Origin of the sequence: Stenotrophomonas sp. MYb57, assembly GCF_002966815.1 — a bacterium.
GTDB classification, from domain to species: domain Bacteria; phylum Pseudomonadota; class Gammaproteobacteria; order Xanthomonadales; family Xanthomonadaceae; genus Stenotrophomonas; species Stenotrophomonas indicatrix.
This window is the reverse complement of the sequence record NZ_CP023271.1, coordinates 1859738-1875362: the sequence shown is the minus strand read 5'-3', so window position 1 is coordinate 1875362 and position 15625 is coordinate 1859738. Positions and strand designations below refer to the sequence as shown.

The window sequence follows — 15625 nt, the reverse complement described above, 5'->3', positions numbered from 1 at the left end:
CGCCTTCGGCGAAGGAAGGTAGTGCCGGCCACTGGTCGGCAACCACGCCGGGTTGAGGTTGCCGGCCAGCGGCCGGCACTACCGGTTACAGGCGCTCGCCGGTTTCCGGGTTGAAGAAATGCAGGCCCTGCGGGTGGATCGCCACCCGGATGTCCTCGCCCACGCCCGGCAGCGACTGCGGCGCCACGCGCATGGTCAGCGCGTGCTGGCCGCTGCTCATGTTGACGAAGATCTCGTTGCCGACTGGCTCGATGCCTTCGATGCGCGCGGTGAACGCATGCGTGTCTTCGCTACCTGCCGGCTGCAGGTGCTCGGGACGCACGCCCACGGCGATCGGCTTCTGCAGCCACGCCGGATCGATCGTCGCCTGCCCCAGCGGAGCACGCCACTGGCCATCGACCACGGTCACGCCACCGGCGTCGCCCTGCAGCGTGCCGCGCAGCACGTTCATCGCCGGGCTGCCGAGGAAGCCGGCCACGAACAGGTTGGCCGGGCGGTCGTACAGCGCCATCGGCGTATCGATCTGCTGGATGATGCCGTCCTTCAGCACCACGATGCGCTGGCCCAGGGTCATCGCCTCGACCTGATCGTGGGTCACGTAGATCATGGTGGTGCCCAGCTTGCGGTGCAGCTGCGCGATCTCGGTGCGCACGCTGTGGCGCAGCTTGGCATCCAGGTTGGACAGCGGCTCGTCCAACAGGAACACCGCCGGCTCACGCACCAGCGCACGGCCCAATGCAACGCGCTGGCGCTGGCCACCGGACATCGCCTTGGGCAACTTGTCCATCATGTCGGTCAGCCCCAGCGTCTGCGCGGCTTCGCTGATGCGCTTGTCGATGGTCGCCTTGTCGTGCCCGCGCAGCTTCAGGCCAAAGGCCAGGTTCTCGGCCACGGTCATGTGCGGATACAGCGCGTAACTCTGGAACACCATCGCGATGTCGCGATCCTTCGGCGCCACGTCGTTGACCACGCGATCACCGATGGTCAACGTGCCGCCGCTGATCTCTTCCAGCCCGGCCACCATCCGCAACAGGGTCGACTTGCCACACCCCGACGGACCGACCAGCACCATCAACTCGCCGTCGGCGACTTCGAAGGTGGCGTCCTTCACTGCAACCTGGCCGTTGTCGTAGACCTTGCGCACACCCTGCAACTGCACTTTTGCCATTTCACTCATCCAGTCCGCCCGACGCCGGGCTGTCTTTTGGGACTGCCTCGGCCCTCCCGATGGCAGTGATGATTGCGCGGTTGCCGCATGACGGCGACCACTGCAATCGAATACAGTTGCCCATTCTGCCATGTAAACGTTTTCACGTGGCACTATCCGACAGTCGGTGCGCGCCGACCTGCATCGTCGACCGAACGAAGGGTTGCCGCTGTAGTGGTTTCGATTGGAACGGTGCTCCGGCAAGCCGGAAAACCGATCCAGATGAGCCTCGGACAGGCAGTTGCGCGGATGTCCCCCGAACCCAGCCATGAAGCGATTGACAACGATGTCACCCGGATCTGAAACTCGAGCGATGCACGACACACTCTTCCTGTTTGGTGCCACAGGTGATCTGGCCCAGCGCTACCTGTTCCCTTCGCTGCTGCGCCTGCTCGGCGACGGCCTGCTGCCGGAGGATTTCCGCATTCGTGCGCTGGCCCTGTCGGGCCACGACACCGAAGCCTTCCATGACATCCTGCGCCCGCGCCTGCAGCAGGCGATGCCGATGGCCAGCCAGGAGGACATCGCCTCCCTGCTGCGCCGCATCGACTACCGCTCGGTGGACCTGCGCGACGTCGACTCGGTCGCCGCTGCCGTGTCCGACCTGGTCGACCGCCGCTGCGTGAGCTACCTGGCGATCCCCCCGGGCCTGTACATCTCCACCTGCGAGGGCCTGGCCAAGGGCGGCGCGCTGGCCGCACCCGCGCGCCTGATGCTGGAGAAGCCGATCGGCAGCGACAGCGAAAGCGCCGAGGAGATCATCACCACCATCGGCCAGTGGATCGACGAAGACCGCGTGTTCCGCCTCGATCACTACCTGGGCAAGGCAGCGGTACAGAACCTGATCGCGCTGCGCTTCGGCAACACGCTGCTGGAAGCGGTGTGGAACCGCAATTACATCGAATCGGTGCACATCCTGGTCGCCGAAAGCGAAGGCGTGGATGGCCGCGATGCCTACTACGCGCGCTCAGGCGCCCTGCGCGACATGGTGCAGAGCCACATCCTGCAGCTGCTGTGCATGGTGGCGATGGAGCCGCCGGCGTCGCTGGAAGCCGACCGCATCCGCGATGAGAAGGTCAAGGTGCTGCGCGCACTGCGCCCGCTGGATGCCAAGCACGCCGCGCGTGACAGCGTGCGCGGCCGCTATACCGCCGGCAGCATCAACGGCCAGCCCGCACAGGCCTACCAGCCGCCGGAAGGCAGCGACGTGGAGACCTTCGCCGGTGTCACCGCGCACATCGACAACTGGCGCTGGAGCGGCGTGCCGTTCCACCTGGTCACCGGCAAGCGCCTGCCCGAGCGCACCACCCGCGTGGTGGTGACACTCAAGCCGGTCACGCATTGGTTGTTCGAGCGTCCGCAGCGTGCGCAGGCCGCACCGAACCGCCTGGTGTTCCAGCTGCAGCCGCAGGAGAACATCGAACTGGGCCTGATGAGCAGCCTGGCCGGGCCGGAATGGGGCGCGCTGGAACTGCAGCCGCTGGAGCTGGAGCTGTCGGTGCCGACCGGCCTGCATCGCCGTATCGCCTACGAGCGCCTGTTCCTGGACGCCTTCAACGGCAACCACACCCTGTTCGTGCGCGATGACGAAGTGCGTGCCGCCTGGGCCTGGATCGACAGCGTTGCCGATGCCTGGAAGGCGGCCAACCTGCCGCTGGAACCCTACCCTGCCGGCCAGTGGGGCCCGGCCAACGCGGTCGACTTCCTGCCGCAGGGCGTGGATGCGCCAGATAGCGGAGCGTCGGAATGAGTGCCAGCTCGCAGCCCGTGCTGGTCGCCGACATCGGTGGTACCAATGCCCGCTTCGCCCTTGCCGACATCTCGCAGGACGCCCCGCTGCTGAAAGAGAGCATCCGCGAGTACGCCGTGGCGGAGTTCCCGTCGCTGGGTGATGCCGCGCGCCACCATCTGGAGCAGATCGGCGCCACCGCAAGCCGTGGCGTGTTCGCAGTCGCCGGTCGTGTCGATGGTGACGAAGCCCGCATCACCAACCATCCGTGGGTGATCTCGCGCAGCCGCACGGCCGCGATGCTTGGTTTCAACGAACTGCACCTGATCAACGACTTCGCCGCGCAGGCGATGGCGATTTCGCTGCTGCATCCCGATGACGTGGTCCAGGTCGGCGGTGCCGCCTGGGTTCCGGGCAAGCCGGGTCAGCCGCGCAACTACGCAGTGATCGGCCCAGGTACCGGCCTCGGCGTCGGCGGCCTGATCCTTCGCCACGGCCGCTGTTACCCGCTGGAAACCGAGGGCGGCCATGTCAGCTTCCCGCCGGGAACGCCTGAAGAGATCCGCATCCTGGAGATCCTGTCCGAGCAGTTCGGGCGCGTCTCCAACGAGCGGCTGATCTGCGGCCCCGGCCTGGTCAACATCCATCGCGCAATCTGCGAGATGGCGGGTATCGACCCGGGCCAACTGCAACCGGTGGACGTGACCGCCCGCGCCCTGCACGGCGATCCACAGGCGATGCGTACCGTGGATGTGTTCTGCGCGGTGTTCGGCGCCATTGCCGGTGATCTGGTGCTGACCCAGGGCGCCTGGGATGGTGTGTTCCTGACCGGTGGGCTGACTCCGAAGATGCTCGATTCATTGCAGCACTCCGGTTTCCGCCAGCGCTTCGAACACAAGGGCCGGTTCTCTTCGATCATGGCGCGGGTGCCGTCGCTGGCCGTGATGCATCCCCACGCCGGACTGCTGGGCGCCGCTGCCTATGCTGCCGACGCCGAACGTGACGCACCAGGAGTTGCCGCATGACCCCCATCTTCCAGGACGACCGTATCGACTTCATCAACCATGGCGATGCCGATGGCTGGATCGAAGCGGTTGCAGCCGAAATGGCGCAGGCGATCAACCACGACATCACCGAACTGGGCCGCGCACGCATCCTGCTGTCCGGCGGTACTACGCCGGCCCCGGTATACCAGGCGCTGGCCGAGCTGGACGTGCATTGGGACCGCGTTGAAGTGAGCCTGGCCGACGAGCGCTGGTTGTCGCCGCAGGATCGCGACAGCAATGCGTGGCTGGTGCGCGAGAACCTGCTCACGCGTGCCGAAGGTGCGCACTTCGATCCGCTGGTGCGGATCGGCAAGCCGCTGCCCGAATGCGTGTATACCGCCAACCTGCAGGCCCAGCACAGCCAGGCGCCAAGCCTGGTCGCACTGGGCATGGGCAACGACGGCCATACCGCCTCGCTGTTCCCGGGCTCGAAGGACCTGACCCGCGCGCTGGAAAGCACCCTGCCGTACGCCGCGCTGGATGCCACCGGATGCCCCGGTGCCAACCAGTGGCCGCTGCGCATCACCCTGACCCCGCGCGGCCTCGGCCAGTGCCGCCAGCGCCTGCTGCTGCTGCGCGGCAAGCAGAAGCTGCAGGTGCTGCGCCAGGCATTGGACAGCAACGACCCGCAGCAGTATCCGATCCTCAACGCGATCAACCTCGAAGGCGCGCGCCTGCGCGTCCACTGGGCTGATTGATGTCGGCGGCGGCGCCCTGCTGCCGCTTGCCTCTCGCCACCTCGAACGCCGGTAGCCAATGAGCCTCCATCCGCAACTGCAAGCCATCACTGAGCGCGTCATCCGCCGCAGCGCCGCTTCGCGCGCCGCCTATCTGGCAGCGATCGACGCCTCCCTGCGCGATGGCCCGTTCCGCAGCCGCCTCAGCTGCGGCAACCTCGCCCACGGTTTCGCCGCCTGTGGCGGCACCGACAAGAGCCGCCTGCGCGGCGGCGTGACGGCCAACCTGGGCATCATCACCGCCTACAACGACATGCTGTCGGCGCACCAGCCGTTCGAGACCTATCCCGAACAGATCCGTGCGGTGGCCCGCGAACTGGGCGCGACGGCACAGGTCGCCGGCGCTGTGCCGGCGATGTGCGACGGCGTCACCCAGGGCCGCGGCGGCATGGAGCTGTCGCTGTTCTCGCGCGATGTCATTGCCCAGGCCACCGCGATCGGGCTCAGCCACGACATGTTCGATACCACCGTGTACCTCGGTGTGTGCGACAAGATCGTGCCGGGCCTGCTGATCGGCGCCCTCGCCTTCGGCCACCTTCCGGCGGTGTTCGTGCCGGCAGGCCCGATGACGCCGGGCATTCCCAACAAGCAGAAGGCCGAAGTGCGCGAGCGCTACGCCGCCGGCGAAGCCACTCGCGAAGAACTGCTGGAAGCCGAATCGGCGTCCTACCACGGCGCGGGCACCTGCACCTTCTACGGCACCGCCAATTCCAACCAGGTGCTGCTGGAAGCGATGGGCGTGCAGCTGCCGGGCGCATCGTTCGTCAATCCGGACACGGCGCTGCGCGATACGCTGACCCGTGAGGCCACCGAGCGCGCACTGGACATCACCGCGCTGGGCGACGACTTCCGTCCGCTGGGCCGGATCATCGACGAGCGCGCGATCATCAACGCGATCATCGCGCTGATGGCCACCGGCGGCTCGACCAACCACACCATCCACTGGATCGCGGTGGCACGTGCGGCCGGCATCGTGCTGACCTGGGACGACTTTGACGAGCTGTCGCAGCTGATCCCGCTGCTGGCGCGCGTCTATCCGAACGGCGAGGCCGACGTGAACCGCTTCGCTGCAGCGGGTGGCCCGGCGTTCGTGTTCGGTGAACTGATCAAGGCCGGCCTGATGCATGGCGATCTGGTCAGCGTTGCCCGTGGCGGCATGGCCGACTACGCGCGCGAGCCGCAGCTGCGCGATGGCAAGCTGGTGTACCTGCCGGGCCTGGAACGCAGCGCCGATGAAGAAGTGGTGCGCGGTGTCGACAACCCGTTCGAGAGCCAGGGCGGCCTGCGCCTGCTGCGCGGCAACCTCGGCAAGTCGCTGATCAAACTGTCGGCAGTGAAGCCGCAGTACCGCACCATCGAAGCGCCGGCCGTGGTGGTTGATGCGCCGCAGGTGCTGAACAAGCTGCACGCCGGCGGCCTGCTGCCCGAGCATTTCGTGGCGGTGGTGCGTTACCAGGGTCCGCGCGCGAACGGCATGCCGGAACTGCATTCGCTGGCGCCGCTACTGGGCCTGCTGCAGAACCAGGGCCGGCGCGTGGCGCTGGTCACCGATGGTCGCCTGTCCGGTGCGTCGGGCAAGATTCCCGCCGCCATCCACGTGACGCCGGAAGCTGCACGCGGTGGTCCGCTGGGCAAGGTGCGCGAGGGCGACATCATCCGCCTGGATGGTGAGGCTGGCACGCTTGAAGTGCTGGTGGACGCAGCCGAATGGGCCGCGCGTACACATGCGCCGAATACGGCGCCGGCCGCCAATGACCTGGGCCGCAACCTGTTCGCGATCAACCGGCGCGTGGTGGGTCCGGCCGATCAGGGCGCGATCTCGATTTCGTGCGGTCCGGCGGCGGCTGACGGTGGGCCGTGGGACTACGACGCGGAGTATGAGCTGGGGCACGATGCTGCGGCGGCGGCGGCGCCGCATGAGGCGAAGGACGCCTGAGGGATTGAAGCGCGTTGCGGGTATGTGGCGGCGGTTGGTTTCCAGGGGGCGGCGAAGGGCAGGCCGTCGCCAGGACACGCCGTAAATACATCCCTGTAGGCTCGATCGCGCCATCCATGGCGCGAACGGTCGTGGCGACGCCCTGCCCTCCGCCGCATCACAGTTTCCGGCGCCGATACGCCGCGAAGTGATCATTGAAAGCACAACTAGAGCGAAAGCAAAGGCAGAAGCAGAGCTATGGGTATCGAACAACATCAGGTGCGGGCGGCGGAGCTGTTGCATGCGGCCGGCATCCTGCCGGTGGTGACGATTCATACGCTGGACCAGGCACGTGCGGTCAGCGCGGCGCTGCTGGAAGGCGGATTGCCGGCGATCGAGCTGACGCTGCGTACGCCGGTGGCGATGGAAGCGCTGGCGATGCTCAAGCGTGAGCTGCCGGATGTGGTGGTCGGCGCCGGTACGGTGCTGACGGTGGAGCAGATGCAGCAGTCGATCGATGCGGGCGCCGATTTCCTGGTGACCCCGGGCACGCCGCCGGTGCTGGCCGATGCGTTGGCTGCGGCACCGCTGCCGGTGGTACCGGGTGCGGCGACGCCGACCGAACTGCTGGCGCTCTACGCGCGCGGTTTCCGCGTGTGCAAGCTGTTCCCGGCCACCGCCGTGGGCGGCCTGGCGATGATCAAGGGCGTAGCCGGCCCGATCGCCGACCTCAAGCTGTGCCCGACCGGTGGCATCACCGAGAACACCGCCGCCGAGTACCTGGAGCAGAAGAACGTGGTCTGCATCGGTGGCTCGTGGATGGTGCCGGGCAACTGGATCGACGCCGGCCAGTGGGACAAGGTGCGCGAAAGCGCCGCGCAGGCCGCGAAGATCGTCAAGCGCGTACGCGGTCACTGACGCACTGCGGGGTGAGAGCCCTTTCCCGCCGGGAAAGGGATCCGCCCCCAAGCGCGCAAAGCGCGCGACCCGCTCCTTCCGTTCCCTTCTTCATTCCGCGGTGGCAGCGCACGGAACCTGTCCGTGGCCCTGCGGAGGGATCGCGCAGGGGCGTAAGCGCCATGGATGGCGCGCCCGAGCCTCCAGGGATGGATTCACGGCGTCCCCTGCGCGATCCCTCCGCAGGGCCAACCCCACGAACTCCGCCGCACCACCGCGAGGGGCTCAGCCGATGGCTGAAATCCTTACAGCGGCCGTGCCGGATCCACCAGCCCGTACTGGCTGGCCATCCGCGCCAACGCGATGTTGTCGTGGATTCCCATCTTCTCGAACAACCGCGCCTTGTGCGTGTTGACCGTCTTCGCGCTCAGGCTCAGACGACGGGCGATATCTTCCTGGCGCAGGCCCTGGGTCAGCAGCAATGCCACTTCCAGCTCACGCGGCGACAGGTTGTCGAACGGCGAGCCGTTGCCTTCCACGGTGGACAACGCCAGGTTCTGCGCGATGCTCGTGCCCAGGTAACGTCGTCCGGCGGCCACGTCGCGCACCGCACGCAGCAGTTCCTGCGCATCGCAGCCCTTGCCGATGTAACCGGCGGCGCCGGCCTCGAGCAGGCGCTTGGGCAGCGGACCGTCTTCCAGCACCGACACGATCACCACCCGCGTGCTGCGGTGGCCACGAACGATGCGCTCGGTTACTTCCATCCCGCTCACGCCGGGCAGGTGCAGATCACACAGCACCACGTCCGGTTGCAGCTGGCGGATCGCGGGCAGCGCGTCTTCGCCCGTTTCGGCCTCGCCCACCACTTCAATGTCGGTTTCACTCGACAGTATCATTTTCATCCCGGTGCGGACCAACGCATGGTCATCCACCAGGTAGACTCGAATCGTCATTCACGTACCTCTTCGAATGCGGCCAATACGGGTCAACCTAGGCAGGAGCACCTGACCACTGCAAGCGCGGATGTTGCGCAATTCCGGCGTTCTGCCTTGCGCATCACATTCTTCACGCACTGATCGTGCCCCTTGCCCTGCAGAACCCGTTACAACGAAACAACCCGTCCCTCAGGTAGACGCCCTTGGGAGGGCATCCACGTCACTCCCCTTGCGTGATCGCTTCGCTGGCCGTCGCTGGCGGCGAACCGTGCCGTCGCCATGGATGACGGCGGCTGAACATGACCAGATAGCACCCTACCACCCAAACCAGCGCTGCACACCACCCGGCGAGGATGTCCGAGGGGTAATGCACCCCCAGATAGACCCGGGAAACGCTTACCAGCAGGCTGAACGACGGCGCCAGCAGCAGCACCGGCCAGCGCCAGCGGGTATTCCAGGCCAGCAGCACCAGGGTGACCGCCAGGGTCATCGAGCCCATCGCGTGGCCACTGGGGAAACTGAACGTGGATTCCGGCGCGATCGATTCCCACAGGCTGGGCCGGTCGCGCTGGAAGAAGTGCTTGCTGCCCATGTTGAGCAGCGCCGACCCTACGAAGCTCACGGCCACGAAGGTCGCTTCACGCCAACGCCGGTGCCAGGCCAGTGCACCGACAATCAGCACATCGGCCGGGATCAGGAACCACTCGTAGCCCAGCTTCGACAGCAGCACGAACACATGGTCCAGCCACGGCGAATGCAGGCCGTGCATCTGCCACAGCAGCGGCGCATCGAAATGGAAGGATTCGAACTCGTGCACCTCGTCGGCCAGGGCGACGAATCCGGCCAGCGGCAGCAGCACGCCGGCAAACAGCAGCAGCAGCCGCCAGGCATTGCGCGCCATCCAGTGGCGGAAGCCGGAGGCGGGCTCCGGTGCAGCGAGGATCGTCGGCTTACCCGGCGCTTCGGACATAGGTGCGTTCAACGTAATCATCGATCAGGGCGACGAATTCCTGGGCGATGTTCTCGCCACGCAGGGTCACCTTCTTCTCGCCATCGACGAACACCGGTGCCGACGGTGCTTCACCGGTGCCCGGCAGCGAGATGCCGATGTTGGCATGCCGCGACTCACCCGGCCCGTTGACCACGCAGCCCATCACCGCCAGGGTCATGTTCTCCGCACCCGGGTGCTGGATCTTCCACAGCGGCATCTTTTCGCGCACGTGGTTCTGCACCACCTTGGCCAGCTCCTGGAAGAATTCGGAGGTGGTACGGCCGCAGCCCGGACACGCCGTGACCAGCGGAGTGAAGGCGCGCTGGCCGGTGGTCTGCAGCAGTTCCTGGGCGACGATCACTTCCTGCGTGCGCGACTGGCCCGGTTCGGGCGTCAGCGAAATGCGGATGGTGTCGCCGATGCCTTCCTGCAGCAGCACGCTGAGCGCCGCCGCCGAGGCGACGATGCCCTTGCTGCCGATACCGGCTTCGGTCAGGCCCAGATGCAGGGCGAAGTCCGAACGCTGGGCCAGGTCGCGGTAGACCGCGATCAGCTCCTGCACGCCGCTGACCTTGGCCGACAGGATGATGCGATCGCGCGGCAGGCCGATGTCCACGGCCTGCTCGGCCGAATCCAGCGCCGAACGGATCAGCGCCTCGCGCAGCACGCGGCCGGCGTCCCAGGGCTGTTCGCGATGGTTGTTCTCGTCCATCAGCTTCGCCGCCAGGGCCTGGTCCAGCGAGCCCCAGTTGGCGCCGATGCGCACCGGCTTGTTGTAGCGGATGGCGAACTCGATCAGCTGCGCGAACTGCAGGTCCTTCTTCTTGCCGAAGCCTACGTTGCCCGGGTTGATGCGGTACTTGGCCAGTGCTTCGGCGCAGGCCGGCTCGGCCGTCAGCAGCTGGTGGCCGTTGTAGTGGAAGTCGCCGATCAGCGGCACGTCGATGCCCATCATCGCCAGCTTGTCGACGATGCGCGGGATCGCCGCGGCCGCTTCGACCGTGTTGACGGTCAGGCGCACCATTTCCGAGCCGGCACGCCAGAGCTCAGCGACCTGCTTGACGCTGGACGCCACATCGGACGTGTCGGTATTGGTCATCGACTGCACCACGACCGGCTTGCCACCGCCCACGGTGACTCCACCGATCTGGACCGCTTGGGTCAGGCGACGGGGCCAGGAAGTGGCATCGGAGGGGGCTGTAGGGCGGGTGACGGCGTCATGCATGCGGGCATTCTAACGCCCGCCCCGACCTTCCGGGTGTGTCGCATTCAGGCGACAGTCCGGCTGCGGCCGATTGTCGCAGGCAGCCGCCCCCGCGAACGCATACGATGGGCGCGAATGACCGGTCCCGACGCCCCGTTTCTCCGAACCCTGTGCAGCCTGCGCTGGTTGGCCGTGGCTGGCCAGGCGGCCACCATCCTGGTTGCGACCTGGGTGCTGGGACTGCCCTTGCCGCAACTGCCGCTGTGGTCGGGCGTGGCCGTGCTCGCCGTATTCAACCTGTATACGCAGCTGCGCCCGGAGCCGGCCGATACCGCACCGCTGACCGCCTTCGGCCACATCCTGGTGGACGTGATCATCCTCACCTGGATGGTCAGCTGGAGCGGTGGCATCGCCAATCCGTTCGGCTCGCTGTTCCTGATCCTGATCGCCCTGGCGGCCTTCGCCCTGCCCCTGCGCTGGGCACTGGCCGTGGCCAGCGCCTGCCTGCTGGGCTACGCCGCCAGCGGACTGTTCGGGCAACCGCTGCCGGCGGGCTATTTCAACGCACTGGACCTCAATCGCTGGGGCGTGATCGCCACCTTCCTGCTGTCCGCTGCGGTCGTACTGATCTTCTCTACCCGGCTGGCGATCGCGCTGCGCGAGCGCGAGCTGGAACTGTCGGCACTGCGCGAACGCTTCGCGCGCAACGAGGGCATCGTCGCCCTGGCCACGCATGCAGCCTCGGTGGCGCACGAACTGAACACGCCGCTGGCGACGATGACCCTGCTCGCCGACGACGTGGCCGAACGCAGCGAAGAACCGGAAGTGCGCGAGGACATGGAAACCCTGCGCGAACTGCTGGTGCAGTGCCGGGAGCGCGTGCTGGCCCTGGCCGCGCCGGCCTCCAATGACGGCCCCGGGCGCGCCCACTCCACGGCCCAGCAGGTGCTGGAGCAATGGCGGCTGGTGCGCCCGACCATCGACCTGCATCGCAACGACGACGCACCGCTGCGCCTGCCGCTGGACCCGGGCGTCGGCCACCTGCTGATGGTGCTGCTGAACAACGCGGCCGATGCCGGCGAGCAGGCCGGCCGACCGCGCGTCGATCTCAGCCTGCGCATCGAAGGCGACGACCTGATCGGCGAAGTGCGCGACTACGGCCATGGCTTCAACGCCCGCGCCGCCGTGCTGCCGGGCAAGCTGTTCGGCAGCAGCAAGAGTGAAGGCATGGGCGTCGGTCTTGCCCTGTCCCATGCCACCATCGAACGCCTGGACGGCGAGATGTGGATGCGCCCGGCCCAAGGGGCCGGTAGCCGCGTCGGCTTCCGCCTGCCGTTGGCCCCCCGCGAGGAATGACCATGACTGCTTCCACCCTTGGCCTGCTGGTCGACGACGACGAACTCTACCTGCGCACCCTGCAGCGCAGCCTGGCCCGCAAAGGGCTGGAGACGCAGACCGCACAGGATGCCGCCAGCGCGCTGGCACTGGCCCGCCAGCATCCGCCGGCGTTCGCGCTGATCGATCTGAAGCTGGGCAGCGATTCCGGCCTGGCCCTGATACAGCCGTTGCGCGCGCTGCGCGCGGATATGCGGATCCTGCTGGTGACCGGCTATGCCAGCATCGCCACCGCAGTGGAGGCGATCAAGCTGGGCGCCGACGACTACCTGCCGAAACCATCGACGGTGCCGATGATCCTGCGTGCGCTGGGCGAGGAAGACGATGGCCCGGCCGATGACGGCGAGATGGAAGTGCCCGATGCGATGACCCCGATCAGCCGCCTGCAGTGGGAACACATCCAGCAGGCGATGCATGAAACCGGCGGCAATGTGTCGGCGGCCGCGCGGCTGCTCGGCATGCACCGGCGTTCGCTGCAGCGCAAGCTGGCCAAGCGGCCGAGCCCGGAACGCGATCCGAGCCGGTGATGCGTCGTCGTATTCGCCGGGCATGGCCCGGCGCTACCGGCATGACGAAGGGTAGCGCCGGGCCATGCCCGGCGGCATTCCCCGCCCGCGTCAGCCCTTCAGCTGCGCCAGCAGCTCACGGGTCAGCGGATCATTGATCTGGACATCCTCGCCCTGCCTGGCCTCGGCGTCCACTTCTGCAACCCATTGATCCACCCCACCACGCATCAGATCAGCCCGACTGGGCAGGACGTCGCGCGCAGGGCTATACAGATCGAGCAGCAGCCGGTTGCGGGCCTCGACTGTCATGTCCGCGCCGCCAGACCGCTCGACGATGATGTCAGCGCGCGCCAGGCCCTGCTCATCCACGCACCGCTCGCCATGACGCAGCAGAACCAGCGCCGGCACATCTGCGCCCTCCTGCACGGCTGCCTGCAGCCGGTCGTGTCCGTCCAGCACCACGTGTGCCTGCAGGCCACTGACCCACATCAGCAGCACCGGTGGCAGTGATCCTGCCCGGGCCTGCCTGGCCCAGGCCTTGACCCGCCCAGCCGTGGCCAGAGACGGTGCCCGCAGCAGGACGGGAGGCAGGCATTCGCCGTGCGTCACGCTCGACCAGTCCAAGATATCCACCGCCGGTCGGGCCAGCGCATCTGACGCGAGCGTGAGCGGCATCCGCGCACGCTCCAGGCCATGCAGCGTCGGCTGCAGCAGCCATTCGCCCTGGGCCAGCGGAGATCGATCCGAACGGGTAAGGGCCTGTGCGAAATGACGTGCCCACGCTGCGGCAGTCCGCACCGGATCATCCGAATGCAACGCCCGCACCTCGGCAGCCGTGATCGGTGGAATGGTCGCCGGCGAGGCCCGGGAGGCGCTGCGAAGCAGGTCCACACCGAAATAGTCGGGCTCCACCCTCGCCCACAACATGGGGCGTTCCTCGGTACCCACCCGTATCCGGTCCGGCGGGCAGACCGAAACCAGAAGCGCAGGGCGCACGGGGGCCTGCACGGTCAGGTGCAGACCCGCCCACACCCCGGGCTGCCTTCGTCGAACGAGGTCGCGCCAGTGCATCGACGCACGCATCCGGCGCGCCGCGCTCAGCCCTTCAGCTGAGCCAGCAGCTCACGGGTCAGCGGATCATTGATCTGGACATCCTCGCCCTGCAGGGCCGGCAGCAGGCCACTGGCCAGCTGCTTGCCCAGTTCGACACCGAACTGGTCGAAAGCGTTGATGTTCCAGATCACCGACTGCACGTACACCGCGTGCTCGTACATCGCGATCAAGGCGCCCAGCGCCTGCGGGGTGAGCGCGTCGAGCAGGATCATCGTGCTCGGGCGGCCGCCCGGGTAATCGCGGTGCGGATCGTCGCTGCCCTGGCCGTTGGCCAGTGCTTCGGTCTGCGCCAGCAGGTTGGCCATCAGCGCCTGGTGGTTGACCGTATACGGATCATCGTTGTGCACGCAGCCGATGAAATCGGCCGGGATGATGCTGGTGCCCTGGTGCAGCGCCTGGAAGAAGCTGTGCTGCACATCGGTGCCCGCACCGCCCCACCACACCGGCACGGTGTCGGTGGTGACCGGCTGGCCATCGCGCTGCACGCGCTTGCCCAGGCTTTCCATCACCAGCTGCTGCAGATAGGCCGGCAGCAGCGCCAGGCGCTGGTCGTAGGTCATCACCGCATGCGTGGCGTGGCCCAGCAGATTGCGGTTCCAGATGTCGGTCAGGCCGTGCAGCACCGGCAGGTTGCGCTCCAACGGCGCGTCCAGTGCATGCGCATCCATCTGCGCGGCACCTTCCAGCAGCTGCTCGAAGCGCTCGAAGCCGATGGCCAGTGCGATCGGGAAACCGACGGCCGACCACAGCGAATAGCGGCCGCCCACCCAGTCCCACATCGGCAGCACACGATCGGCGGCAATGGCGAAGGCCTTGGCGGCGCGTTCCGGATTGGCGCTGACCGCGTACAGACGGTCGCTGCCGCCCAGCCAGTCATGCAGGATCTGGCCGTTGAGCAGGGTTTCCTGGGTACCAAAGGTCTTGGAAATGAGGATGCCGGCGGTCTTCGCCGGATCCAGCGTGGCCAGCGTGCGCTGCATGGCGGCGCCGTCCACGTTCGACACGAAATGCACGCGCAGGCGTGCGCCTGTGACCGGTCGCAGCGCATCGGCGACCAGTCGCGGGCCGAGATCGGAACCGCCAATGCCGACGCTGACCACATCGGTCACGCCGCTGTCTTCCAGCGCGCGCACCAGCACGCCCATGCGCTGGCGGATGCCGCGCGCGGTGGCATAGGCCTCGGCCGCCACCGGCGCATCGACTACATCACCGCGCAACGCGGTATGCAGCGCAGCGCGGCCTTCGGTCAGGTTGACCTGCTCGCCACGGAACAGGCGCGTGATGGCGCCGCCGACATCACGTTCGGCAGCCAGCGCCAACAGCGCCTGCAACGCTGCGGCATCGTATTTCTGCCGGGCGAAGTTGACATACAACGGACCGACCCGCAGCGCCAGGTCCTGTACACGGCCGGGTTCGGCGGCGAGCAGGCCGGGAATGCTTGCGCCCTTCAGGCGCTGGGCGTGGGAATGCAGCGAGTCGAATCCGTTGTTCGTTGTCATGCGGCCTGGGTCGGGATCGTGTCGTTGGTGTGGGAAATCTGGTTGTTGCCATCCACGTACACCAGCTTCGGCTTGAAGCTGTCGGCTTCCTGCTCGGTCATGCTGGCGAAGGCGGCAATGATGATGATGTCACCGACCTGCACGTGGCGCGCGGCGCCACCATTGAGCGAGACGACGCCGCTGCCGGCTTCGGCGCGGATCGCATAGGTCGAGAAGCGCGCACCGTTGGTCACGTCCCAGATGTGCACCTGCTCGAACTCACGGATGCCGGTGGCAGCCAGCAGGTTGTCATCGATGGCGATGGAGCCTTCGTAGTTCAGCTCGGAATGGGTGACGGTGGCGCGGTGGATCTTGGTCTTGAGCAGGGACAGGTGCATGGGGGCGCTGCAACGGCAAAGGAAAGAGCGGATTCTAGCACCCACGCGGCAACCGTCAGGTAGCGGCCGCAGGA

14 protein-coding genes are annotated in these 15625 nt (G+C 67.3%); 7 read left to right on the top strand and 7 right to left on the bottom strand.

The window, feature by feature from the left end; translation table 11 throughout:
* Window positions 1-85: 85 nt before the first annotated feature.
* Window positions 86-1168, bottom strand: coding sequence for a sn-glycerol-3-phosphate ABC transporter ATP-binding protein UgpC (gene ugpC / locus CLM74_RS08675; protein WP_025878810.1), 1083 nt, complete (start codon window positions 1166-1168; stop codon window positions 86-88).
* Window positions 1169-1520: 352 nt separating this feature from the next.
* Here ugpC and zwf point away from each other — a divergent pair, with 352 nt between their 5' ends.
* From zwf to CLM74_RS08650, 5 genes are all read left to right on the top strand, one after another.
* Window positions 1521-2957 carry a glucose-6-phosphate dehydrogenase gene (gene zwf / locus CLM74_RS08670; RefSeq protein ID WP_025878809.1) on the top strand — a complete coding sequence of 479 codons (1437 nt, stop codon included), beginning with the start codon at window positions 1521-1523 and terminating at the stop codon, window positions 2955-2957.
* Window positions 2954-3961, top strand: coding sequence for a glucokinase (gene glk / locus CLM74_RS08665; protein WP_105163853.1), 1008 nt, complete (start codon window positions 2954-2956; stop codon window positions 3959-3961). Before zwf ends, glk begins: the two co-directional genes overlap by 4 nt.
* Window positions 3958-4680 carry a 6-phosphogluconolactonase gene (pgl, locus tag CLM74_RS08660; RefSeq protein WP_032977874.1) on the top strand — a complete coding sequence of 241 codons (723 nt, stop codon included), beginning with the start codon at window positions 3958-3960 and terminating at the stop codon, window positions 4678-4680. The genes glk and pgl overlap by 4 nt, the downstream gene beginning before the upstream one ends.
* A gap of 58 nt (window positions 4681-4738) precedes the next feature.
* Complete coding sequence (gene edd / locus CLM74_RS08655; protein WP_105163852.1) at window positions 4739-6655, top strand: phosphogluconate dehydratase; 1917 nt, start codon at window positions 4739-4741, stop codon at window positions 6653-6655.
* A 237-nt stretch (window positions 6656-6892) separates the two neighbouring features.
* Window positions 6893-7552, top strand: coding sequence for a bifunctional 4-hydroxy-2-oxoglutarate aldolase/2-dehydro-3-deoxy-phosphogluconate aldolase (locus tag CLM74_RS08650; RefSeq protein WP_032977879.1), 660 nt, complete (start codon window positions 6893-6895; stop codon window positions 7550-7552).
* Window positions 7553-7836: 284 nt separating this feature from the next.
* On the opposite strand, the gene CLM74_RS08645 is transcribed toward CLM74_RS08650, so the two are convergent.
* The 3 genes from CLM74_RS08645 to ispG all read right to left on the bottom strand — a co-directional run bounded on the left by CLM74_RS08645 (window position 7837) and on the right by ispG (window position 10682).
* Window positions 7837-8484 (bottom strand): response regulator, encoded by a 648-nt coding sequence (locus CLM74_RS08645; RefSeq protein WP_025878804.1) that lies wholly within the window; start codon window positions 8482-8484, stop codon window positions 7837-7839.
* A 202-nt stretch (window positions 8485-8686) separates the two neighbouring features.
* Window positions 8687-9436 (bottom strand): phosphatase PAP2 family protein, encoded by a 750-nt coding sequence (locus CLM74_RS08640; protein ID WP_025878803.1) that lies wholly within the window; start codon window positions 9434-9436, stop codon window positions 8687-8689.
* Complete coding sequence (gene ispG, locus CLM74_RS08635) at window positions 9417-10682, bottom strand: flavodoxin-dependent (E)-4-hydroxy-3-methylbut-2-enyl-diphosphate synthase (protein ID WP_088101382.1); 1266 nt, start codon at window positions 10680-10682, stop codon at window positions 9417-9419. Before ispG ends, CLM74_RS08640 begins: the two co-directional genes overlap by 20 nt.
* A 114-nt stretch (window positions 10683-10796) precedes the next feature.
* On the opposite strand from ispG, the gene CLM74_RS08630 reads away from it, so the two are divergent.
* Together CLM74_RS08630 and CLM74_RS08625 are read left to right on the top strand one after the other, a co-directional pair.
* Entirely contained in the window at window positions 10797-12017 is a 1221-nt protein-coding gene (locus CLM74_RS08630; protein ID WP_032952097.1) for an ATP-binding protein, read from the top strand.
* Window positions 12014-12583, top strand: a complete 570-nt coding sequence (locus tag CLM74_RS08625; protein WP_032952096.1) for a response regulator transcription factor — start codon at window positions 12014-12016, stop codon at window positions 12581-12583. Before CLM74_RS08630 ends, CLM74_RS08625 begins: the two co-directional genes overlap by 4 nt.
* 90 nt (window positions 12584-12673) lie before the next feature.
* Here the strand turns inward: CLM74_RS08625 and CLM74_RS08620 are convergent, their stop codons facing one another.
* From CLM74_RS08620 to panD, 3 genes are read right to left on the bottom strand one after another with little or no spacing between them, the layout of a single operon-like run.
* Window positions 12674-13633, bottom strand: coding sequence for a hypothetical protein (locus CLM74_RS08620; protein WP_158684124.1), 960 nt, complete (start codon window positions 13631-13633; stop codon window positions 12674-12676).
* A gap of 26 nt (window positions 13634-13659) precedes the next feature.
* The gene (gene pgi / locus CLM74_RS08615) at window positions 13660-15174 is read right to left on the bottom strand and encodes a glucose-6-phosphate isomerase (RefSeq protein ID WP_088101380.1); all 1515 of its coding nucleotides are present in this window, start codon (window positions 15172-15174) and stop codon (window positions 13660-13662) included.
* A complete protein-coding gene (panD, locus tag CLM74_RS08610) occupies window positions 15171-15551 on the bottom strand; it encodes an aspartate 1-decarboxylase (protein ID WP_004153087.1) in 381 nt (126 codons plus the stop codon). Before panD ends, pgi begins: the two co-directional genes overlap by 4 nt.
* Window positions 15552-15625: the final 74 nt, after the last annotated feature.

What these genes read in the sequence shown, in the direction of transcription:
- ugpC (WP_025878810.1), bottom strand. Translation starts at nt 1,168, where the DNA reads ATGGCAAAAGTGCAGTTGCAGGGTGTGCGCAAGGTCTACGACAACGGC.
- zwf (WP_025878809.1), top strand. Translation starts at nt 1,521, where the DNA reads ATGCACGACACACTCTTCCTGTTTGGTGCCACAGGTGATCTGGCCCAG.
- glk (WP_105163853.1), top strand. Translation starts at nt 2,954, where the DNA reads ATGAGTGCCAGCTCGCAGCCCGTGCTGGTCGCCGACATCGGTGGTACC.
- pgl (WP_032977874.1), top strand. Translation starts at nt 3,958, where the DNA reads ATGACCCCCATCTTCCAGGACGACCGTATCGACTTCATCAACCATGGC.
- edd (WP_105163852.1), top strand. Translation starts at nt 4,739, where the DNA reads ATGAGCCTCCATCCGCAACTGCAAGCCATCACTGAGCGCGTCATCCGC.
- CLM74_RS08650 (WP_032977879.1), top strand. Translation starts at nt 6,893, where the DNA reads ATGGGTATCGAACAACATCAGGTGCGGGCGGCGGAGCTGTTGCATGCG.
- CLM74_RS08645 (WP_025878804.1), bottom strand. Translation starts at nt 8,484, where the DNA reads ATGACGATTCGAGTCTACCTGGTGGATGACCATGCGTTGGTCCGCACC.
- CLM74_RS08640 (WP_025878803.1), bottom strand. Translation starts at nt 9,436, where the DNA reads ATGTCCGAAGCGCCGGGTAAGCCGACGATCCTCGCTGCACCGGAGCCC.
- ispG (WP_088101382.1), bottom strand. Translation starts at nt 10,682, where the DNA reads ATGCATGACGCCGTCACCCGCCCTACAGCCCCCTCCGATGCCACTTCC.
- CLM74_RS08630 (WP_032952097.1), top strand. Translation starts at nt 10,797, where the DNA reads ATGACCGGTCCCGACGCCCCGTTTCTCCGAACCCTGTGCAGCCTGCGC.
- CLM74_RS08625 (WP_032952096.1), top strand. Translation starts at nt 12,014, where the DNA reads ATGACCATGACTGCTTCCACCCTTGGCCTGCTGGTCGACGACGACGAA.
- CLM74_RS08620 (WP_158684124.1), bottom strand. Translation starts at nt 13,633, where the DNA reads ATGCACTGGCGCGACCTCGTTCGACGAAGGCAGCCCGGGGTGTGGGCG.
- pgi (WP_088101380.1), bottom strand. Translation starts at nt 15,174, where the DNA reads ATGACAACGAACAACGGATTCGACTCGCTGCATTCCCACGCCCAGCGC.
- panD (WP_004153087.1), bottom strand. Translation starts at nt 15,551, where the DNA reads ATGCACCTGTCCCTGCTCAAGACCAAGATCCACCGCGCCACCGTCACC.